The 20,416-nt window shown below is 58.4% G+C and carries 22 protein-coding genes; 14 read left to right on the top strand and 8 right to left on the bottom strand.

What is annotated here, in order from left to right; all coding sequences use genetic code 11:
* Positions 1-6: 6 nt before the first annotated feature.
* Both ACYSMN_RS20055 and ACYSMN_RS20050 read left to right on the top strand, forming a co-directional pair.
* A complete protein-coding gene (locus tag ACYSMN_RS20055; RefSeq protein ID WP_488925693.1) occupies positions 7-543 on the top strand; it encodes an NADPH-dependent FMN reductase in 537 nt (178 codons plus the stop codon).
* Between the two features lie 136 nt (positions 544-679).
* Positions 680-1,414, top strand: coding sequence for an SDR family oxidoreductase (locus tag ACYSMN_RS20050; protein ID WP_488925692.1), 735 nt, complete (start codon positions 680-682; stop codon positions 1,412-1,414).
* Positions 1,415-1,482: 68 nt separating this feature from the next.
* On the opposite strand, the gene ACYSMN_RS20045 is transcribed toward ACYSMN_RS20050, so the two are convergent.
* Positions 1,483-2,025: a GNAT family N-acetyltransferase gene (locus ACYSMN_RS20045; protein WP_488925691.1), complete on the bottom strand. Its 543-nt coding sequence runs from the start codon at positions 2,023-2,025 to the stop codon at positions 1,483-1,485.
* Positions 2,026-2,253: 228 nt separating this feature from the next.
* On the opposite strand from ACYSMN_RS20045, the gene ACYSMN_RS20040 reads away from it, so the two are divergent.
* Positions 2,254-2,991 (top strand): hypothetical protein, encoded by a 738-nt coding sequence (locus ACYSMN_RS20040; protein ID WP_488925690.1) that lies wholly within the window; start codon positions 2,254-2,256, stop codon positions 2,989-2,991.
* Between the two features lie 96 nt (positions 2,992-3,087).
* Here ACYSMN_RS20040 and ACYSMN_RS20035 read toward each other — a convergent pair whose 3' ends face one another.
* The gene (locus tag ACYSMN_RS20035) at positions 3,088-4,173 is read right to left on the bottom strand and encodes a mechanosensitive ion channel family protein (protein WP_488925689.1); all 1,086 of its coding nucleotides are present in this window, start codon (positions 4,171-4,173) and stop codon (positions 3,088-3,090) included.
* 227 nt (positions 4,174-4,400) lie between these two features.
* Here ACYSMN_RS20035 and ACYSMN_RS20030 point away from each other — a divergent pair, with 227 nt between their 5' ends.
* Positions 4,401-4,781 carry a BLUF domain-containing protein gene (locus ACYSMN_RS20030; protein ID WP_488925688.1) on the top strand — a complete coding sequence of 127 codons (381 nt, stop codon included), beginning with the start codon at positions 4,401-4,403 and terminating at the stop codon, positions 4,779-4,781.
* A 9-nt stretch (positions 4,782-4,790) separates the two neighbouring features.
* On the top strand, positions 4,791-5,597 hold the full coding sequence (locus ACYSMN_RS20025; protein ID WP_488925687.1) for a class I SAM-dependent methyltransferase: 807 nt from the start codon (positions 4,791-4,793) through the stop codon (positions 5,595-5,597).
* Between the two features lie 286 nt (positions 5,598-5,883).
* On the opposite strand, the gene pncA is transcribed toward ACYSMN_RS20025, so the two are convergent.
* The gene (gene pncA, locus ACYSMN_RS20020; protein WP_488925686.1) at positions 5,884-6,492 is read right to left on the bottom strand and encodes a bifunctional nicotinamidase/pyrazinamidase; all 609 of its coding nucleotides are present in this window, start codon (positions 6,490-6,492) and stop codon (positions 5,884-5,886) included.
* A gap of 397 nt (positions 6,493-6,889) precedes the next feature.
* Between pncA and ACYSMN_RS20015 the strand changes: the two genes are divergently transcribed.
* Positions 6,890-8,428, top strand: coding sequence for an aldehyde dehydrogenase family protein (locus ACYSMN_RS20015; protein ID WP_488925685.1), 1,539 nt, complete (start codon positions 6,890-6,892; stop codon positions 8,426-8,428).
* A gap of 338 nt (positions 8,429-8,766) precedes the next feature.
* Complete coding sequence (locus tag ACYSMN_RS20010; protein ID WP_488925684.1) at positions 8,767-9,180, top strand: nuclear transport factor 2 family protein; 414 nt, start codon at positions 8,767-8,769, stop codon at positions 9,178-9,180.
* A gap of 126 nt (positions 9,181-9,306) precedes the next feature.
* Here ACYSMN_RS20010 and ACYSMN_RS20005 read toward each other — a convergent pair whose 3' ends face one another.
* Positions 9,307-9,825 carry a 2'-5' RNA ligase family protein gene (locus ACYSMN_RS20005; RefSeq protein ID WP_488925683.1) on the bottom strand — a complete coding sequence of 173 codons (519 nt, stop codon included), beginning with the start codon at positions 9,823-9,825 and terminating at the stop codon, positions 9,307-9,309.
* 98 nt (positions 9,826-9,923) lie between these two features.
* The gene (locus ACYSMN_RS20000; RefSeq protein WP_488925682.1) at positions 9,924-11,492 is read right to left on the bottom strand and encodes a T9SS type A sorting domain-containing protein; all 1,569 of its coding nucleotides are present in this window, start codon (positions 11,490-11,492) and stop codon (positions 9,924-9,926) included.
* 316 nt (positions 11,493-11,808) lie between these two features.
* On the opposite strand from ACYSMN_RS20000, the gene hutI reads away from it, so the two are divergent.
* A complete protein-coding gene (gene hutI, locus ACYSMN_RS19995; protein WP_488925681.1) occupies positions 11,809-13,071 on the top strand; it encodes an imidazolonepropionase in 1,263 nt (420 codons plus the stop codon).
* A gap of 71 nt (positions 13,072-13,142) precedes the next feature.
* Here hutI and ACYSMN_RS19990 read toward each other — a convergent pair whose 3' ends face one another.
* Complete coding sequence (locus ACYSMN_RS19990; RefSeq protein WP_488925680.1) at positions 13,143-13,538, bottom strand: RNA polymerase sigma factor; 396 nt, start codon at positions 13,536-13,538, stop codon at positions 13,143-13,145.
* A gap of 328 nt (positions 13,539-13,866) precedes the next feature.
* Here ACYSMN_RS19990 and ACYSMN_RS19985 point away from each other — a divergent pair, with 328 nt between their 5' ends.
* Complete coding sequence (locus tag ACYSMN_RS19985) at positions 13,867-14,661, top strand: PhzF family phenazine biosynthesis protein (RefSeq protein WP_488925679.1); 795 nt, start codon at positions 13,867-13,869, stop codon at positions 14,659-14,661.
* A gap of 46 nt (positions 14,662-14,707) precedes the next feature.
* On the opposite strand, the gene ACYSMN_RS19980 is transcribed toward ACYSMN_RS19985, so the two are convergent.
* The gene (locus tag ACYSMN_RS19980; RefSeq protein WP_488925678.1) at positions 14,708-14,923 is read right to left on the bottom strand and encodes a KTSC domain-containing protein; all 216 of its coding nucleotides are present in this window, start codon (positions 14,921-14,923) and stop codon (positions 14,708-14,710) included.
* Between the two features lie 175 nt (positions 14,924-15,098).
* Positions 15,099-15,719 carry a crossover junction endodeoxyribonuclease RuvC gene (gene ruvC / locus ACYSMN_RS19975; RefSeq protein WP_488925677.1) on the bottom strand — a complete coding sequence of 207 codons (621 nt, stop codon included), beginning with the start codon at positions 15,717-15,719 and terminating at the stop codon, positions 15,099-15,101.
* Positions 15,720-15,797: 78 nt separating this feature from the next.
* On the opposite strand from ruvC, the gene ACYSMN_RS19970 reads away from it, so the two are divergent.
* From ACYSMN_RS19970 to ACYSMN_RS19950, 5 genes are all read left to right on the top strand, one after another.
* Positions 15,798-16,871, top strand: a complete 1,074-nt coding sequence (locus ACYSMN_RS19970) for a lysylphosphatidylglycerol synthase transmembrane domain-containing protein (protein ID WP_488925676.1) — start codon at positions 15,798-15,800, stop codon at positions 16,869-16,871.
* On the top strand, positions 16,868-18,040 hold the full coding sequence (locus tag ACYSMN_RS19965; protein WP_488925675.1) for a glycosyltransferase: 1,173 nt from the start codon (positions 16,868-16,870) through the stop codon (positions 18,038-18,040). The genes ACYSMN_RS19970 and ACYSMN_RS19965 overlap by 4 nt, the downstream gene beginning before the upstream one ends.
* Before the next feature lie 314 nt (positions 18,041-18,354).
* A complete protein-coding gene (locus tag ACYSMN_RS19960) occupies positions 18,355-18,888 on the top strand; it encodes a c-type cytochrome (protein WP_488925674.1) in 534 nt (177 codons plus the stop codon).
* A 62-nt stretch (positions 18,889-18,950) separates the two neighbouring features.
* Positions 18,951-19,208 (top strand): hypothetical protein, encoded by a 258-nt coding sequence (locus ACYSMN_RS19955; protein ID WP_488925673.1) that lies wholly within the window; start codon positions 18,951-18,953, stop codon positions 19,206-19,208.
* A gap of 2 nt (positions 19,209-19,210) precedes the next feature.
* Positions 19,211-20,395, top strand: a complete 1,185-nt coding sequence (locus ACYSMN_RS19950) for an ABC transporter permease (protein ID WP_488925672.1) — start codon at positions 19,211-19,213, stop codon at positions 20,393-20,395.
* Positions 20,396-20,416 lie beyond the last annotated feature (21 nt).

Raw genomic sequence — 20,416 nt, 5'->3', positions numbered from 1 at the left:
CAACCCATGCACATTCTCGCAATTTCCGGCAGCCTGCGCGCCGGCTCTTCCAATACGGCCCTGCTACTAGCCGCTGCTGCCTTGACTCCAGCCGGCAGCACAGTCACGCTCGCCCACAGCCTCGCCGATTTACCTTACTTCATGCCCGGTGGCTACGATGAAGCGGCACCGCCGGCTGTAGCCGCGTTTCGGGAGCAAATTCGGGCCGCCGATGCGGTGCTGATTTGCACGCCGGAGTACGTGTTTAGTATGCCCGGTGTACTCAAAAACGCGCTGGAATGGCTGGTGTCTTCGGGCGAGCTATACCATAAGCCGGTAGCAGTGTGGAGCGCTTCACCTTCGGCCACCGGCGGTAGTGATGCTCACGCCAGCGTAGTAAAGATGCTCACGGTGATGGAAGCAGGCTTAGTGGAAGATGCCGCACTGCAAATCGCGCAGGTTTCAGCCAAAGTGAACAAGCAGGGCGAACTGACGGATGCCGCGCTGCAGGAGCAACTACGAGAAGCAGTAGCAGCACTGGCGGCAAAGAAACTGGTAGCGTAAATAAAGTGCTAGTGCTGTTTTAGCCCAAATTCTTGAGTTGCCGGATGCCAGATAGAGCGTGGTATGCCGGCTGGCTCACCAACCCAGCAGCGCGCCGCTCGTTGCTACCATTACGCATTCACTACATCTCAACACGATGAATCTGCAAGGAAATACGGTGCTCATTACGGGTGGCGCGTCGGGTATTGGACTGGCGCTGGCCGAGCGGTTTGTACGAGCTGGCAGCGAAGTAATTGCCGTGGGGCGGCGCGAAGACAAACTCCGCGAGGCCCAACAGCACGTGCCCGGCTTGCACATTCACGTCTGCGATGTAGCCCAGCCCGCCGAGCGAGTAGCGCTGCTGGCGTGGGTACGCGAGACATTTCCGCGTCTGAACGTGTTGGTGAACAATGCCGGTATTCAACGCCGGGTGCAACTCACGGACGCCGAAGAGTGGGAAGTACAGCGGCAGGAGTTAGCCATCAATCTGGAAGCCCCTATTCATCTGAGCACGCTGTTTGTGCCGCACCTGCGGGAACAGCAGCAGCCAGTGATACTCAACGTCACGTCGGGCTTGTCGTTTGCGCCCATGGCGGCGGTGCCTATCTACTGCGCCACTAAAGCCGCGCTGCACTCGTTTACGCTCTCGTTGCGGCATCAGCTGGCAGATACGCCGGTGCAAGTTTTGGAGCTAGTACCGCCCGCCGTCGACACGGATTTAGGTGGGCCCGGCCTTCACACGTTCGGGGTACCCGTCAACGACTTCGCCGATTCCGTGATGGCGCGTCTAGCGGCCGGTGAAGAGGAGGTGGGCTACGGCACGTCGGAGGAAATTCGGCGGGCTTCGCGCGAGCAGCTGGACGCACGGTTTCAGCAGATGAACAATCGGTGATGTACAAGCAGCAAAAAGCCTCCCTGCGCCACTGTGCGGGGAGGCTTTTTATTGTCATGTGCGCCGGGCTATCGAACAGGATGCAGGGCGCGCCATTCGTGGTCGAGCATGCTCATTTCTACCAGACTCCAGTACTCGCCCTCGTAGTTGAGAATGTCGCGGGAGAGACCTTCGCGCTGCATGCCGGCTTTCTCGTAGCAGCGAATGGCGGCGTGGTTGAAGTCGTACACGCCTAAATCGATGCGGTGTAGGCCAAGGTCCTCGAACCCGATGCGCAGCACAGCTTTCATCATGCCTTGGCAGATGCCGCGGCGCCGAGCCGTGGTGTCGCCGACCAGCACGCGGCTGATGCGGGCGGCGCTGTTTTTTCGGCTGATGCCGCCGAGGGAAATGTGGCCCACTACGTCGCCGGTCTTACTCTCAACGGCTTTGTACACCAGCGCGTCGGAGGTGGCAGGGTCGTTGGTGTCGGCGAGATACCAGGCCAGCTTTTCCTCTGTGAGCGGAAAGCTGAACAAGGACCCCGACCAGTTCATGAGCAGCTTGGGGTCGGTTATCCAGGTGATGAGTTGAGGGAAATCGGCGGGGGTGAAATATTCCAGTCTGATCATGAAATCGGCAGAAGAAGAGTTTGCTGTTGCCGGCAGGAACTACCGAAGCGGCAAGCAAACGAACCGACCAAGATAAAGCCTCGCTGCTTGGGAGCAGCTGTATTTGGGAAATAGCCAGCTGAATTTTTAGTGCCCGAAAAAATAGTTTACGTTATTATAACGATAATACAATAAAACAACGAACGACGCATTAGTATTGCCTCCGTGAAATTCTAAGCTGTAGCTCCAATGAAAGCATTACTTCTACTTATCCTGTTAGGTGTGGGCCTAAGTTATTATGGGCTACAATCTTCCAAAGCAGAGCCGGTGCAAGCAGCTGCCCGCGCCGCAACCTACCCGCAACGCATGTCGGCGCTGGCCGAACGCCGCACCATAATGGCGGCGCAATACCAGCAAGCTCGCACCGCCGCCGAAAAAGCCGTGGTGCTACAGCAGGCCCGGCAACTGCTCATTTCCTCGCTCGATACTGCCATTTGGCCCACTTGGTACGGCACACCCTGGGATTTTTACGGCACCACCCAAACGCCGCACCAAGGCAAAATTGCCTGCGGCTACTTCGTCACGACGACGTTGCGCGACGCTGGGCTGCGGCTGGAGCGAGTGGCTTTGGCCGAAACCACCTCGGAAAACCTCATCAAAAACCTAACCGATGAAGCCCACATCCGCCGCTACCGACTGGTGCCGCAGCGCAGCTTCGTGGAACAGGTGCAGCAACTCGGCGACGGGCTGTACGTGGTGGGCCTGGATTTTCACGTGGGCTTCCTGCTGGTCGGTAACGGGCAGGTACGCTTCATTCATTCCACTTATCTCGGCGAGGCCACCGTCGTAAACGAAGAAGCCGCCACATCGGAAGCCCTGCGCTCGAAATACCGCGTAGTAGGCCACCTCTCCGCCGATCGGCACTTCGTGGAAAACTGGTTGCAACAGAAGCCATTTGTGTATCCCACCCTTTCTCAAAAGAAGTGAGAAGTGAGAAGTTGGGGTGTGGCCATCTTCTGACTGTAAGCACTTAACAAAACGCTCAGCGTCAACCCGTACTTCTCACGTCCCATGTCTCACCTCTCACGTCTCTCCCGCCGTATCGAAAGCCTCGGTGGTGGTGCGGGTTTTGGGCAAGGAGCCGGGATAATGCTCCTGAATGTAAGCCACTAGGTGCTCACGCACGGCGCAACGCAGGTCAAAAGCATTGCCGGAGTTGGCGGCACTCACCACGCAGCGCAGCTCCACGGTGCGCTCCTTGGAATCGGTGACTTGCAGGGTGCAGACGCGCTGGTCCCAGAGTGAGTGGCCCGCCACGTAGCGTTGCAGCTCAGCGCGCACTTCTTCCACGGGAATCGTATAATCGACGTACAGGAACACGGTGCCGAGCAGTTGAGAGTTGCTGCGGGTCCAGTTCTGGAAGGGCTTCTCGATGAAGTAATTGATGGGAAGCACCAGCCGCCGGTCGTCCCAGATGCGCAGCACGACGTACGTGAACGTAATTTCCTCGACCCGGCCCCATTCGCCTTCCACCACCAGCACGTCGTCGAGGCGGATGGGCTGGGTGAAGGCAATCTGGAAACCCGCCAGCAGATTGGCAATGGAACGTTGCGCCGCAAAGCCAATAATCACGCTGGCAATACCCGCTGAAGTCAGCAAGCCGGTCCCGATTTTGCGCACCGTGGCAAAGCTCATCAAGATCAGGGCCACGGCCACGAAAACGATGAGCGAAACCGTAAGCTTCTTCACGAATTGCAGCTGCGTGAGAAGCTTGCGAATGCGCAGGTTGTCGTCATCGGTGAGGCGGTAATGGTGCCGTACGAGGTCCTCGATGACATCGACGGTTTTGATTAGGCCCCAGGCGAACGTGGTGAGCAGCGCCGTTTCTACCAGCCGCCGAGCCACTTCCAGCGGGCGAGCTTCTAGGGGCGTGAGCGGCAGCACAAAGGAGAGGGCCAGCACCGGAAAAAACCAACCGCTCGGGTGGCGCAGGTGCCGCAGTACGGAGCTGGCTAACAGCGCTGGCTCCCGGCGTACGTAGGCGCCTAGCAACCAGAAAGCCAGCATCTTCAGCAGCCCGCCCGCCGCCAAACTGCCTACCACAATGCCGGTGGTGTGCAAGATGTTCTCGGTGTTATCAGAGAGCAGGTCAGACCAGTTGATTTGCATGAGAAAAGAAGTAGAAAGCCCCGCGGGCACCTAGCAAAAACTTGGGTAAGTACCCTGCCGCGCGGGGAAAGGTTATCGGTAAACGGATTTTGGGTCAGGAGCCAACGCTGGTTGACGGCCTTGGTTTTTGTCTAGGTTTTTGGGAGATATTTATAAATTAGGTTCTTTGCAAGCAGGTGAGGCCGTCGGAAGTAAGCGGCTCTAGCTGGCAGTTTGGCTTTCTGACTATGTACCACATTGTGTACCTCAGCTCGGCGGTGGGGGAAATGAACGAACAGACCCTAAAGGCGCTGCTGCTGTTTAGTGAGGGCAACATTATGCAGGTGCTGGAAGGCGAGCAGACCACCGTAAACGCGCTCTACCACAAAATAGAGCGGGATTGTCGGCACGGGTACGTGATAAAAATAGCTGACGGCCAGATTCCTCGCCGCTCATTTTCCGATTGGTCGATGGGTTTTCTTACCGCTTCGCCCACTGAGTTTGCGCAACTAGCTGGCTACCGCAACCTCGCCACCGCCGACTTTCTCACGGTCTGGCCCCGCAACATGGAAAAGGCCCTTTTTGAGCTGCTCCGGGAATTTGCTGCCGACAAAGTACCCGCCCTGTAAATCTCTCTCATGCAGCCGTACCCCAACAACTACGCGGAGCTGAACCGCCGCCTCTGGAACGCCAAAACCGACTACCATCTAGCTTCCGAATTTTACGACGTGGCCGGTTTTCGAGCGGGCAAAACGTCCCTCAATGCTATTGAGTTGGATCTGTTGGGCGACGTAGCCAGCCAGCAAATTCTGCATTTGCAGTGTCATTTTGGGCAAGATTCGTTGTCGCTAAGCCGCTTGGGGGCCGATGTTACGGGCGCGGACTTATCGGACATAGCCATTGCCGAAGCGCGCAAACTGGCGCAGCAGCTGGAACTGCCAGCTAAATTTATCTGGTCCAATGTCTACGAGCTGCCGCAGCACTTGCATCAGCAATTTGATGTGGTATTCACCACCTACGGCGTGCTTGGCTGGCTGCCCGATATGGAGCGTTGGGCGGCCGTGGTGGCGCATTTTTTGAAGCCCGGCGGCCGGCTGATACTGGTGGAGTTTCACCCCGTGGTGTGGATGTTCGACAACGATTTCACCCGCGTCGACTATTCCTACTTCAACCGCGAAACCATCACGGAAACCGAAATCGGCACCTACGCCGACCGCGCTGCGCCCATCCAGGAAACGGCCGTGTCCTGGAATCACAGTCTGGGCGAAGTGCTAGGTGCTTTGCTCCAGCAAAATCTGGAAATCACGCATTTCAACGAGTACGACTATTCGCCCTACAACTGCTTCGCGCAGCTAGAGCAAACCGGCGAACGGCACTACCAACTCAAGCACCTACCAGGCAAGCTGCCGATGGTGTATTCTGTGGTAGCCCGGAAGAAAGAGTAGCTCGCTAATTAAGGGTTAAGCCCAGCGGGGCGGCATATCGGTAGTCTTGGCGTTTCAATTGTAGTTTTCGAGCCCCATCGGGGTGACACCGCACATAGCCGAGTGTCGCCCCGATGGGGCTTTGTAACAGTAGGAAAGCATTACAACTACCAACATGCCGCCCCGCTGGGGCTTGCCTTCCTTCACAAGCAATAATGAAGCAGGCTTCTGGCTCTTTTCCATCCCGTGCTGAAGCCTCGACGCCTGTCTCACTTCTCATGTCCCATAGCCCATGTCTTCCGTCCGGTCAAACAACGTCGGTGACGGCTACAAACTGGGCGCCGCGTTGCGCCAGGTCTTGGCGGGCCTGCTGGTAGCCGTCGGCGCTGATGGCACGGGTGGCTTCTTCGATGAAGAAAACGTCGAATCCTTCTTGCAAAGCGTCTTTGGCGGAGAAATACACGCAGTAGTCGGCGGCGAGGCCAGCGAGGTACACTTGCGTTACGCCGCGACCTCTGAGGTAATCGGCCAGGCCGGTGCTTTTGCGGTGGCCGTTGTCGAAGAAGCCGCTGTAGGAGTCGAGGGCGGGGTTGGTGCCTTTGCGGAAAACGGCTTCGATGCGGTGCTGGTCGAGGGCGGGGTGGAAGTCGGCGCCGGATGTGCCTTGCACGCAGTGGTCGGGCCAAAGCGTTTGGGGTAGGCCGTGCAGGTCGATTTGCTCGAAGGGCTGGTGGCCGGGGTGGCTGCTGGCGAAGCTACCGTGGCCGGCCGGATGCCAGTCCTGGGTGGCTACCACCAGCTCGAAGTGCGGTTGTAGCTCATTAGCTAGCGCAATAATGGCGTCACCGCCGGGTACCGCCAGCGCCCCACCGGGCACGAAATCGTTCTGAATGTCAATCAGCAGCAGGGCTTTCATGGGCAAGAGCAGCAAGTGAAACGCGGTAAATCAGTCAGCCGCAAAGATAAACTAACCGGGCTCTCGGCGTGCTGGCCGCGTCTTGGCTACTGTAGGCTATGGATTAGAGCTACGAGCTAGTTTCCCTCCTTGGAAAGGAGGGGCTAGGGGTGGTTGATATACACCAGAACGATTGGTAGAGCTAGTTTTAGTAATTGTTCAACGATGGTCAACCACCCCTAGCCCCTCCTTTCCAAGGAGGGGAACTAACTTGTAGCTCTAGTTTTCAACTAGAAATAGCTGTTGCGGATGTGTCTCCAGTGCTTCGTAAGCTTGCCAGCGAAAACAATATCGTTGCAACCATCTTTTGCAAGCGCGTTCTTCCAATCTTCTTCACACAACTGTGCCTTCCTCCATCATGCCTAAAATCGTTTCGCCCCAAGTTGAATTCAGTGGCTTATTGAGCCAAATGAAAGCCATCACGCCCGAAGTCTTCACCTCGGATGGCAAGCTCCTGAACCTGCTGGAAGGCCGCTGGCAGGAGCCCGGCAAGCCCCGCCCGTTCACTTCGCCCGTCGATGGCTCCGAACTAGGCGCCCTGCCCATGCTCGACCACGACACCGCGCTGCGAGCCGTTCATTTTGCCAAGCAGGAAGCCGCCGCCTGGGCCGCCACCGACCTCGACGAGCGGAAGCGCCGCGTACAAGACTGCCTCGACCAGCTGCGCGAGCAAATCGACCTGACCGGCAAGCTGTTGATCTGGGAAATCGGCAAAACCTATAAGCTCGGCGTCACCGATATCGACCGCGCCGTGGAAGGCGTGCAGTGGTACGTCGATAACATTGAAGGCATGCTGGGCTCGCGCACGCCGCTGGGGTTGGTGAGCAACATTGCCTCCTGGAACTACCCCATGTCGGTGCTGCTGCACGCGGTGCTGGTGCAGGTGCTGTGCGGCAACTCGGTCATCGCCAAAACGCCTACTGATGGCGGCTTTATTTCGCTGAGTTTGACCTTTGCCATTGCCCGCCGCTGCGGCCTGCCCGTGACGCTGGTGAGCGGCTCGGGCGGCGAGCTGAGCGACGTGCTGGTGAAAAACGACGCCGTGGACTGCCTTTCCTTCGTGGGCGGGCGCTACAACGGCCGCAACATCGCCGACGCCCTGAGCCAGGAGCACAAGCGCTACATGCTGGAAATGGAAGGCGTGAACACCTACGGCATCTGGAACTACAGCGACTGGGACAGCATGGCCGAGCAGCTCAAGAAAGGCTACGACTACGGCAAGCAGCGCTGCACGGCCTACGTGCGCTTCGTGGTGGAGCGGCGCCTCTTTCCGCAGTTTCTGGAAACCTACTGGAACGCCATTCGCAGCCTGAAAGTGGGCAACCCCACCATCGTAGATAATGCCGATGACAAACTGCCCGACCTAGCTTTCGGGCCCGTCATCAACAAAGCCCAGGCCGAAGACCTGGACCGCCTCTACGAAAACGCCCTGAAAACCGGCGCCACGCCCATTTTCGAAGGCAAGCTGGACGACAATCTGTTCCTGCCCGGCCAGGACCGTTCGGCCTACCGGGCCCCGCGGGCCCTCGTAAACCTGCCGCGTCAGAGCGAGCTATACTTCAAAGAGCCCTTCGGCCCCATCGACTCCATCGTGCTGGTAGACCGCCCGGAAGAACTGGTGGGCGAAATGAACATCAGCAACGGCGCCCTCGTAGCCGCCCTCGCCTCCGACGACCCGAAGTGGGCCGCCCGCACTGCTAAAGAAGTGCGCGCCTTCAAAATCGGCCTCAACAAACTCCGCTCCCGCGGCGACCGGGAAGAGGTATTCGGCGGCCTCGGCGAATCCTGGAAAGGCGCCTTCGTAGGCGGCTCGCTGTTGGTAGAGGCTGTCACGAACGGCGAAAAAGCCATCCTCGGCAACTTCGAAGACGCACTGCTGCTGCCGGAGAAGATTTGAGTAACTCCCGTTAAAAACGAGAAAAATCTGCAAACGGCCACTAGCCATTTTTAGGTTTTAATTAATAAAGGCTAGTGAACGACGCTAGCCTTTATTAATTAAAACCTAAAAATGGCTAGTGGCCGTTTAGCGCTGTTAGTGAGCACAACTTCTTTTTTATCAGCCCATTTGGTGTAATCGCTGGCAGCGAATGACAACTCAGAAATGGATGGATTGTAAACGAGTGGAAAAGATCAGCTACAGCTGGTATGTGCATCTGGCACCATTGGCGCTTGAACTCGTGTGTTGAAACAGAAAATGCTTATTTTCAGGCCTTTTCAACCTTAACCTCATCAGTCATGGAGAATCCTGCTAGCGCCCTTCCACTGGAGACGCATCAGCACCTGACCACCATCAATGAAGAATGGGTGCGCCGTTTCTTCGCGGAGGCTGACCAAGTCAATGCCGCTGATTACGCGCGTCACTTTACCGCCGATGGTCATTTGCGTTTCGGTAATGCCGAAACGTTAGTGGGGCGACCGGCCATTGCGCAAGCCATCAGCGGCTTTTTCAGCACGATTTCCGGCATGCACCACGAAATACAACACATCTGGATTCACCCGGATACCGTGATTTGCCAAGCCGATGCCACTTACACGTTGCCCGATGGCCGGCGCGTCACGCTACCCGTAGTTACCATCCTGACGCTGGAGGGCGAGGCGGTGCGCAACGCACAGATTTTCATGGACACCAGTCCGCTGCAAGCACATTAATTGCGCTGATTGTCCCTTAGTGTAGTGTTTCCCTGGCTAACACTTGCAATTTCTTAGCTTATAATTCAGCGAAACTGGGAGTTAGTATGTTCTATGGACTATTCAGTGGAACTCGTGCTTACATCTTCAGCCCGCGCCAAACGCAAATGTCCGCAGCGCCTCCCACGGCCCATCCCGGTAAGCCCACAAATGCAGGCCGGTGCCAGTAGCAGCAAAAGGCTGAAAGCTGGCAGTCAACTCTTGGTGCAGGGCGCGGGCCACGGTTGGGTCTACTTTGTTTTGCACCGTGACGTGCGGCATGAGCTTCTGCTGGTCCTGGGGTGTTAGGCTGGGCTGCCAGAGCGTTTGGAGCTGTTTGTGCAGCGCTTGCAGCCGGGCGTTTTCGAGCGTGTACGCCACGCCCCGGCCTAAGAACCGCACTCCCGTTACAGCCAAGGGTAGGGCTTGTTCGACTGCGGCCACGTCGCTTAGCTCGGCGCAGATACGGTCGTAGTTGGTGCCGGGCAGGTGATGGAATAGGGTGAGGTGGGCCCGCAAGAAATTGCGCTCCGGTGGAAAGTGTTGCTGCCGTAAATCGTCGAAAAACTGCTGGCTGGCTGGGTCGAGAGCCAGGGTGAGAATGAGTGGAGCAGAGGCATCGGACATATCTGGGAAACTGCCACGCGTCGGGTTTGGTTGAGGCTGGAAAACAAAAACCGCCTGTAGCTCAAGCTACGGGCGGTTTTTGTTTTAGATAGATAGGACTACTGAACCTTGTTCGACGTCAGCACAATGGGCACGGTACTCACGGAGCCCGGTTGCTGGACGCGCAGGTAATACAGGCCGCCGGGCAAGTCGTGCGCATCGAGGGGGATGGTGTTGAGGCCAGCTTCGGGTTGGACGCGGCGAGCTACTTGGCCCGTGGCGGTGAGTAGTTCCAACGTGGTGCCTACGGCGGTAGCCTGCGGTAGCTGCACCGTGAAGTGCCCATCAGACGGGTTGGGAAAGGTCTGGACGGCAACTTTCCCGGCCAGCGCCACGGATTGCACGGGCGAGTAAGCCATGCTGCCGTCGATGTCGCGCATGCCTAGCCGGTAGTACGACTGTCCGGCCAGCGGTGCCGCATCAATGGCGTTGTAGGTATGGCCGCTGGCGGTGTTGGCAGCTCGCACTGTTTGGATGGTTTGCCAGTTGGTGCCGCTGCTGCTGCGCTGAATCAGAAAAGACTCGGCGTTTTGTTCATTGGCGGTAGCCCAGTCGAGGCGGACGGTGCGGCCACTAGCTGCGGCGCTGAACCGCGTAAGCGTGACGGGTAGGGGCAGAGCGCCGGGCAAACTCACAGCATCGCCGCGCGAGCAGCCAAAAGCCGAGCCATAGGAGCTACCGGTGTAGTTGCCAGTTACGCGGTCAATCTTATAAATTGTTCCACCGTCGGCGTCCACGGCGTAAATGTTGCCTTCGCGGTCCGTAAACATGGAGCCAATATCCTGCTGCGTGGGGATAGGAGAAGCGACAGGCACCGTAAGCGCCACCGGATCGGTGGCCGGGGTGCTGATGGTGAGATATTTATCGTCCTGTCCCAGATAGCTCACCAGATTGCCGGTCCGCTCATCAAATACCCAGTCCTGAAGGCCGCCCTGCGGCACGGGCAAAGTACCGTTGCTGTTTAGATAAGCCTGTACTTGCGCCTGATAGGCACTCACTACCGCTGCCGTGTTCGGGTCGGATGTATTGAGCTGCCGCCAAACCGGGCTCGCCGTAGTGAAGGGCGAGAACTGAATAACTCCCACGTACAGCCGCACATCAGCTACGCGAGCAGTAAGCGTAACTGCATTGATAAAAACCCGAGCGGTAGCGCCACTAGCGTAATAGTCGGAGTTGTTGCCACCGTCGCCAATAAAATTGAACGTCTGCCGGATGTCGCGAGTCAATTCACCAAACGCCGGTGACGAGAGTCCCGACGCGGGCGTAGGGGGCGGCGTTACAGCGCCGAGGTTGGTGGCCTGCGCTGAGCTTAGGGTGATGCGGTAAAAATTTGGTGGGGTCTCGAAGTTGGCTAGCGTGATGGGTTGCACCACGTTCATACCGTAGACTACCGTCTGGTTGGCCGGGTTACTGTCGAAACCCAACGCGTTAATGATTAGGGGTGTTGTCCCATCCGTAACAGTGCCAACTGGCGTGAGCGAGCCATCCGTATTCACCTTCTGCAGCACCGATGGATTACCCGCACTGGCCGGACAAGTCGACGTTACGGCAAAGCTATTGGTGGGGAGTTGGGCCAGCAAGTCATGGCCGCAGGCAAAGAGAAAAAGCGCAAGTAGGGTCTTTTTCATTTTCGGAAACATGACGGAAAAGTTGAGAGAATGAGAAGCACGAATCAATTGTCTGCCGGGTCTGCTGCCCGCAGCAGTGTACTCAATTTTCAGCTAAATAGATACAGGAAATATAGCAGAATGTTGCCAGAGGCATAGCTCTATGTAGCTGGTGCAAAAGTATTAGGATGACGCCTATTATCAGCTATTTAAGGGCCCTGTCGGTAGTGTTTTCCGGTTGCTGGAAATTGATTTCTCAACTGTACTCAAGTGTCTTAAAGGCTTCTATGCATCTTTGTTGCGCCAGCTTTTTCGCGTTTCTGCTACTTTCTGTGCCATGTCTTATACGCTCCTTATCCGTAACTGTGGTCAACTCCTCACGCTTACTGGTGGGTTCACCAACCGGCCGCTCACCGGCTCTGCCCTGCACGAGTGGCAGGTTCTGCAAGATGCCTACGTAGCGTGTGAAAACAATCAAATTGTGGCGCTAGGGCCAATGGCCGAGCTGGATGCCAGCCAGATAACTCCAGCCACGCGCGTGCTCGATGCCGCAGGCCGCGTGGTGATGCCAGGTTTGGTGGAATGCCACACCCATCTGGTATTCGGTGGCAACCGGGCCCACGAGTTTCAGCGCAAGCTTCAGGGCGAATCTTACCTTGATATATTGGCTTCGGGTGGTGGCATTCTGAGTACGGTACGCGCCACGCGCGCCGCCTCCGAAGTAGAGCTGCTAACGGCTGCCTTGCACCACCTCGCCGGCTTCCGGCGCTACGGCATCACGACGGTAGAAGCCAAAAGCGGCTACGGCCTGAACGCTGAGACGGAACTGCTCCTGGTGCGAGTGGCGCGAGAAGCCGGCCGCCGCCAGCCGGTGCGGGTAGTGCCTACTTTCCTAGGCGCCCACGTGCCTGGCCCCGAATACCAAGGCCGCCCCGCCGACTATCTCGCCATGCTGGCTACCGATGTGCTGCCGCAATTCAACCCCGCCGACGTGCCGTTCGTGGATATTTTCTGCGAGCAAGGCGCATTCAGTGTCGAAGACTCGCGCCACTACCTCACGCGGGCCCAGGAGCTGGGCTTCCAGCTGAAAATCCATGCCGAGCAGCTCCACGACTTAGGCGGCGCGGCGATGGCGGCAACGCTAGGCGCCATCAGCGTAGACCACTGCGACCATCTGAGCCCCACCGACGCGACCCATATAGGCGCCAATGGCCGCACGGTGGTGGTACTGCTGCCATTGGTGCCGTTGTTTTTGCGGCAGGAAGTGTACGCGCCCGGCCGTCAGCTCATCGAAGCCGGCGTGCCGGTAGCCGTCAGCACCGACTTCAACCCTGGCTCGTGCCCTAGCAAGAACCTGTGGCTGGCGTTGTCGGTGGCTTGTCTGAAGATGGGCCTCACCCCCAAAGAAGCCCTAGCTGCCGTCACGCTCAACGCGGCCTGGGCCCTCAACCTGCAAGCAGAAATAGGCAGCCTGGAACCCGGCAAGCGCGCCGACCTCCTCGTGCTCGACGTGCGTGACTACGAGGAAATCCCGTATTGGCTCGGCGAAAACCCAGTGCGCCAAGTAGTGATAGGAGGGCAGGTGCAGGAACTGCTTTAACAAAACGAGCAAGGTCATCATGACCTTGCTCGTTTTGTTAGCATACATAAATCACAGAATATGTTTGGTTGTTAGAGCCGTCGAATTTCGGCTACCGATTCATCTTCTGTTACCTCACGTAGGGTAAGCTGGCCGAGAGGTGTGCCGTCGGGATGAGGTACCTCAGTAGCCTCGTCGTATTCCACCTGCGGGGCGCGTTGGCGGTGCTGATGATAGGCATTCAAGGCAGTCGTCACGGCAATGCGGCGGGCCCAGGCTTCGAAAGGGCCCTGCCCGCGGTATTGGTCCAGGCGAGTGAATATTTTGACGAAGACAGTTTGCAAGGCATCCTCCGCTTCGGCCCGGCTAGAACAGTAGCGCAAACACACGCCCATCAGCCGATACGCCAGCCGCTGGTACAACTCCCGTTGAGCGGCGGGTTGCCCACGCCGGCAGTCGGCCAAAAGGTCTTCGATGGACTGCGGCATGCGCGGAAGCGGCGGAGTAGAAAAGAAACAGGATGTAAATAACTGCCTTCTGCCCCCATGACCAAGAGCACCCGCGGCGGATTGCGTGGCCTGAAAAAATATTTAAAGCTTCAGCTTAAAGCGTGCGTCCGCGTTTTATTTCAGCCAGATAGTTTTCTGCTCGCTGCTTAGCGCAGAACTTGCCCCGTTGAAATAGATAGTTGTCAGTTGATGGTTGTCAGTTGGTAGTAGAACCGTAAGGGGTTGCTTCACTGCGTAATTCTGTCCTACTATCAACTGACAACTCCCTACTACTTACTACCTCCCACCTACAGCCTCCGCTACTTCCATGACGCTGCCCATCTACCAAATTGACGCTTTTTCGGCCCGACCGTTTGCTGGCAATCCGGCTGCGGTGTGCCCACTAACCGAGTGGCTGCCCGCCGAAACCATGCAGGCCATTGCCGCCGAAAACAACCTGGCCGAAACCGCCTTTTTCGTCCTGAGAAGTGGCAGCGAGTATGAAATTCGCTGGTTTACGCCCGCTGTGGAAGTGGAGCTGTGCGGCCACGCCACGCTTGCCTCCGCCCACGTACTCTATCAGCACCTAGGCTTTAGCGGCGAAGAAGTAATCTTCCATTCGCAAAGCGGCCCGTTGCGCGTGCTGCGCGAAACTGACGGCCGCCTGACGCTGGACTTTCCCAGCCGCCCACCCCAGCCGCTTGCCACCCATCCTGATGGCCTGCTCGACGGCCTGCGCGCCACCCCGCTCCACATTCTGGCCGGCCCCGATCTGGTGGCCGTGTTCAACACCGAAGCCGAAGTGCGCGCCATTCAACCCGACCAAACTCACCTAGCCCAGGTAGCCTACCGCGCCGTCATCGTCACGGCTCCGGCCGCCGACGATGAAACGGACTTCGTATCGCGCTTTTTCGGGCCCCGCGTGGGTGTTCCTGAAGACCCGGTTACTGGCTCCGCGCACACTACGCTCATTCCCTACTGGGCCGAGCGACTAGGTAAAACTCAGTTGAAAGCTCGTCAGGTGTCAGCCCGTGGCGGGGAGCTGTGGTGCGAACTGCTTGGGGAACGAGTGCGCATCAGCGGCTTCGCCGTGACGTATCTGAAGGGCCAAATCGATGTGTAGTCGAAAAACTATAGCCTACAACTTGCCGAAGTAGAACCAGCAACGGCTAGCGTATTTGCTCGCGCCCGTAGCCGTTGCGCTCCAGCACTTGCTCTATAAACAAGGCTTTGCCAGGCACTTGCAACAATGCCTTATACACCTCTTCACTCACGCCCGTGTAGCGAATCAGACTGCCGTGACGATACTCCACTTCCAGCGTTTGTGTGGCCGCGTCGTAGCCAACGGCTTTCAGGGAAGTGGAGCGAATAGGCTGGCGTTTCACGGCTGCAATGGACTTTAGGGTTTGAGTACTGGCTAATGCAAAACCTCTACATGGACCGGCTAATTTTTAGCCCGCAGAAGGCGCAGAAGTTAGCGCAGAGGGCGCAGAAGCAGACGACTGCCTGTATGCTAATGTAGCCAGGCGGTTCAACTAAGCACCACGCACTAAGTACTAATTACTTGGCTGCCGCTTTCTTTTTTCCCGCCACTGGGGCCGCCAGCTTGCCGGGGTTGTCGGCCAGGAACTTGCCCCAGCTTTTGCCGCCGGCTTTCACGTTGTTGCCTTTCTGGTAATGATGGCACAGCGCCACGGCCAGGGCATCGGTAGCGTCCAGAAACTTAGAGGCTTCCGCTATGGGCGGCAGCGTCAGGATTTGGCGCAGCATGTGAGCCACCTGTTCCTTGGTGGCGTTGCCGGAGCCCGTTACGGACTGCTTGACCTTGGTCGGCGCGTATTCCACGTACGGAATCTGGCGGGCCAGGCAAGCCGCAATAGCCACGCCCTGCGCCCGGCCTAGCTTGAGCATACTCTGCACGTTCACCCCAAAAAACGGCGCTTCAATGGCCAACTCATCGGGCAGAAATTCGTCTATCAGTTCTTGCATCCGCTCGAATATCCGCTTGAGCTTGAGCGCGTGGTTGGTGCCCAGCTTCTTCATGTCGATGACGTCGTAGCGGAGCACCGTGACTTGCTGTCCGCGCACCTCAATCACGGCGTAGCCCATAATTTGGGTGCCGGGGTCCACGCCCATAATGACTTTGGGCAGCAGGTCGGTGGGGGCGAGGGGCAGGATCATACTGTGGTAGCGAATAAGGAGTAGCCAGTGGAGAGGTGCTCGTTGAGTATCCGTCGGTAACTTGCTGCACCCAACCGAATGCGCGCTACCCTCTTGCCCCACCATCTACAAAACTACGCCCAAAAGCCGGAACATACTGCTCGCCGGAGCCGGGGATTGGTGCTGGCGGGCAAGCTGCTCATTACGGTGCTCACGCTGGGCTTGCTCTACCATTCTGTGTTTGCCGATGTAGCCACGGCCGCGGCGTGGCGCCAGCTACTGGCCGCTACGTTTACGGGAGCGGGGCGCAGACCGATACTGCTGGCCGTGGCGCTGGTGCCCGTAAACTGGGGCGTGGAAGCCTGGAAATGGTGGCGACTGGCCCGTCACTTGGAGCCCGTATCGTTCCGGCGTAGTTTTCGCGCGGTGCTGGTGGGCCTCACGCTCGGTTTCGTAACGCCCAACCGCGTCGGCGACTACGCTGGCCGCATCATCGAACTGAAAAGCCGCCGCCTCGATGCCTTAGGGGCCGTGTTTCTGGGCCGCTACGGGCAACTCGTTGTCACGGTGCTGGCGGGTACGGTGGGCTTGCTCTACTTTCTGCTGACCTTTTATCTGCGCGGCTACCCGGCCAGCGGGCTGGGTGTTGTTGCGGCGGCGCTGCTAGTAAATGCCGCCGTGCTGCTGCCGCTCTACCAATCCCGACTGCTACTGGCCGTACTGAATGTTATTGGGCCGCTGCGGCGGTTTCGACGGTTCTTGGCCGTTATGCCCACGTATTCGGCGCGTGCCATTCATGCGGTGCTGGCACTGTCGGGGCTGCGGTACGTGGTGTTTTGCGCGCAGTTTGGGCTGCTGCTCTACGCTTATGGTGCCCAAGCGCCATTTGGGCCAGGGGCAGCGGCCGTGGCGGGCACCTTTCTGCTGAAATCGTTGGTGCCTTCGCTCAATGCGCTGGCTGATGTGGGAGTGCGCGAGTTGTCGGCCACCCACCTGTTTGGGCTGTTGGGCGAACCCGCGCTGCCGGTGCTCAGCGCCAGCCTCAGCCTCTGGATTATCAATATTGCGCTGCCTAGCGCGGCCGGGTTGGTATTTGTGCTGCGGTTGAAAGTGCTGCGGAAAAAGAAGACCCGCCCGACGGATGCTGCCAGCCCTCAACTTCCCGCCGTATGAGCAGCGTAGTGGGCCTATTGCTGCTGACGGCTCCGGCCATTTATGCCGCCCACATGGTGGTGTTCCGGCGAGCCTGGGACCAACTTCCAATACCCACACTCCCGCAATCAGTCTCGGTTACATCCGTCCCAGCCAACGAAACCACGCCGCGCTTCTCCGTACTGATAGCGGCCCGCAACGAAGCGGAAAATCTGCCGCAACTGCTCCATGATCTAGCCCAACAGACACTGCCCGCCCAGGATTTCGAGGTCATCATCGCCGACGACCATTCCACCGACGCGACGGCCGCGTTGCTGTCAGCGGCCACTACTAGGAGCCCTTTCCGCTTGCGGGTCGTAAGCTTAGCCAATGAGCCAGCAGCGGGCCAGGGCAAAAAAGCCGCCCTGCAAGTAGCATTGTGGCAGGCCCGCGCCCCGTGGGTGGTCTGCACCGATGCCGACTGTCGCCTACCTCCTGACTGGCTCCGCTGCTACGATACGCTGTTGCGGACCACCGGCCCCGAAGTGCGTTTCGTGAGCGGACCCGTGCTGTTAACCGGGCCGGATACGGCGCTGCATAATCTCTCAGGACTAGAGTTTGCGGGCTTAGTGGGCACCGGTGGCGCGAGCATCGGCGCGGGCACTCCTACCATGTGCAACGGCGCCAACTTAGCCTACCGCCGCGACGCCTTCGCGGCCGTGGCGGGCTTCGCAGGAAACGAGCACCTAGCCAGCGGCGACGATGAATTTCTGCTCCATAAGCTCCACGCGGCTTTTCCGGGTAGCATCCAGTTCCTGAAACACCCCGCCGCCATTGTGCGCACGGCCGGGCCGGACACGCTAGCGGCCCTGTTACGCCAGCGCGTGCGCTGGGCCAGCAAATGGCGACATTATCGGCACCCAGCTTCCCAACGTCTGGCGGTGCTGGTACTGCTGGCCAACGTGGCGCTGGCAGCCGGCTTGCTGGCGCTGCCGTGGCAGCCGCAGCTGGCGCCGTGGGTAACCGCGGCCTGGTTGCTCAAACTAGGGGCTGATGTGTGGTTTCTGATGCCGGTGCTGCGCTTTTTTGGTCGGAAACGCTGGCTGTGGTGGGTGCCGGTGCTGCAACTCGTCTACGCGCCGTATGCTTTAGCAGTGGGCTTAGCTGGGCTGCGCGGCGGCTACGTTTGGAAGGGCCGACCCATCAAGTGAGTACCAAGATATTAGTAGTGAGTACTGAGTAGTGAGTACTGAGTAGTGAGACATGAGTACTGAGTAGTAAGACGTGGGAGAAATCATTGAAAATGACTGGATTGAACAATGTCTCACTACTCGGTACTCATTACTCAATACTCAGTGCTATAAAATCGTCTTCTGGCTTGGGATTGTAGCGGCCAGCCCCGTACTTCAAGTACAGTAGCGCGGGCCTCGGCCCGTAGCTCTTGCGCGCCGCGCCACGCACCGCGACAAAGAGGAGCAACCAGCTGAAGCCCACGCTATATTCTTGGTCCTCAATTTCACATCCAATGAACCGAAACTGGCTGGAAATGGTGTTTCCGGCGGCCCTGGCGCTGCTGGTAGTAACAATTGGCGTGTTCGTGCTGAGCATGACCGGCTTGCTCACCGAACCCGCTTCCACATTGGAAGCTGACTTGTCAAAAGGCAATAAGCCGATTGCCGCTTCCGACACAACGTCCAGCTCAGCGCCTGCTTCGCGACCTGACTTGGACGGGGCCGCCGTAGCCGCCGGCGACGCGCTTTTCAAAGGCAATTGCGCGCAGTGCCACGCTGTCAACGATGTGGTGGTAGGCCCGGCCCTGGCTGGTATTACCAAGCGCCGCTCAGTTGCCTGGTTGATTCCGTGGGTGAAAAACTCCAGCAAGGTGGTAGCCAGCGGCGACGAGTACGCCGTGAAAATCTATAATCAGTATCAGAAGCAGCAGATGCCTAGTTTCCAGCTCAGCGACGAAGAAATTCGCCAGATCCTGACTTACATCCAAAGCGAGGAAGGCCGGGGCCGTGTTAGTACGGTGGCTATGCAGATAGCGGGGCGTCCGTGAAGAAGCAGGTGCCAAAAACCGGCTCGCTCGCTACATTTGCTTTCCCCCAGCCTTCCTACTTCGTGACCGACTCTGAATTTGATATCCTTGACGAGCTGTATTTCGTCACTTCTTTCCGCGACCTGAGCCTGAAAACTGGCCTGCCCGCCGCCATTCTCGCCCAGCACCTGCGCAGCCTGCTGGAACAGGGCCTCATCCGCAGCTATTGGCCCGACCCCGACACCGAGCTAGTCTACGAAGAAAGCTCCTTTGGCGCGCTCAACCAGGATTGCTTCTTTCTGGCTTCCAAAGAAGGCCTGCTGCGCCACAACACCCGCTAGCTGTGGCCGGCTCCGCCATTTATGCCGTTGCCACCGCGCCCGTAGCCCGGCCGCCCGGCTACTACGTGCGCCAGCGCCTGCTCCGCAACCGGCCCGCCATGGTGGGCCTCGGCTTCATTGTGCTGTGCGCGCTCATTGGAGTGCTCGGCTACTGGGTGCTGCCCGATAACTCGCCCAATGCCAATAACAGCCTCGTGCAGTTACAGAAGGAGCCGCCTGGTTTCCGAGCCACCATCCTGCGCCTGCCCATGCCCGATTCGGCCCGTGCGGCGGCTGACAATATCTTCCGAACCTGGCTCTCCGGCCGCGCGCCGCGCTACCAGGAAGTGCCCATCGACAGCTACCGCTTCCAGGGTGACTCCGTGTTCATTGCGCCCTACCGCAACCATTCGGCCCTCGCCGATGCGCCCCGCCGCTATTCCCTCGCTGAGCTGGCTGGTCGCGCCGGTTCCGCGGAGGAGCTGCGCCAAGTAGTAGCACAGGAACATATCCTAACCAGAACCTACTGGCTGGGCACCGACAAATCTGGGCGCGACGAGCTGAGCCGGCTGTTGCTGGGCACGCGCGTGAGCCTGGGCATTGGGCTGGTGGCCGTGCTGATTTCCGTGACGCTGGGCATGGCCATTGGGGCGGTGGCCGGCTACGTAGGTGGCTGGGTCGACAGTTTCCTGCTGGGGGTGATGACCGTGGTGTGGAGCATTCCAGGCATCATGCTCGTCATTGCCATCTCCCTGGCCCTCGACAGCAAAGGCGTTTGGACTTCTTTCGTGGCCGTGGGGCTTACCATGTGGGTGGACGTGGCCCGGGTGGTTCGCGGGCAAATGCTGAGTTTGCGCGAAAAAACCTTCGTGGAAGCGGGCCGCGTGTTGGGAATACCGCAGCATCAGCTCATCATACGTCACCTGCTGCCCAACATGACGGGGCCCTTGATTGTAATAGCTACGAGTAATTTTGCGGCGGCCATTTTGCTCGAAGCGGGCCTAAGCTTTCTTGGCTTGGGCGTGCAGCCCCCGGCGCCATCCTGGGGACTCATGGTAAACGAAGGATTTCAACTGCTCGGCACCCAGGCCGGTCTGTGGCTTACGTTACTGCCCGGCTTGGCTATCAGCCTGCTGGTGCTTAGCTTCAACCTTTTGGGCAATGGCCTGCGCGACGCCTACGACCCCAAAACTCCTTTAAATGGTTGAATGGCTGCATGGTTAAATGAC

The sequence above is a fragment of the Hymenobacter sp. M1-2 genome (genome assembly GCF_057808495.1).
Note: the sequence above shows the minus strand (reverse complement) of the source record. Positions and strands in the feature narration are given on the sequence as shown.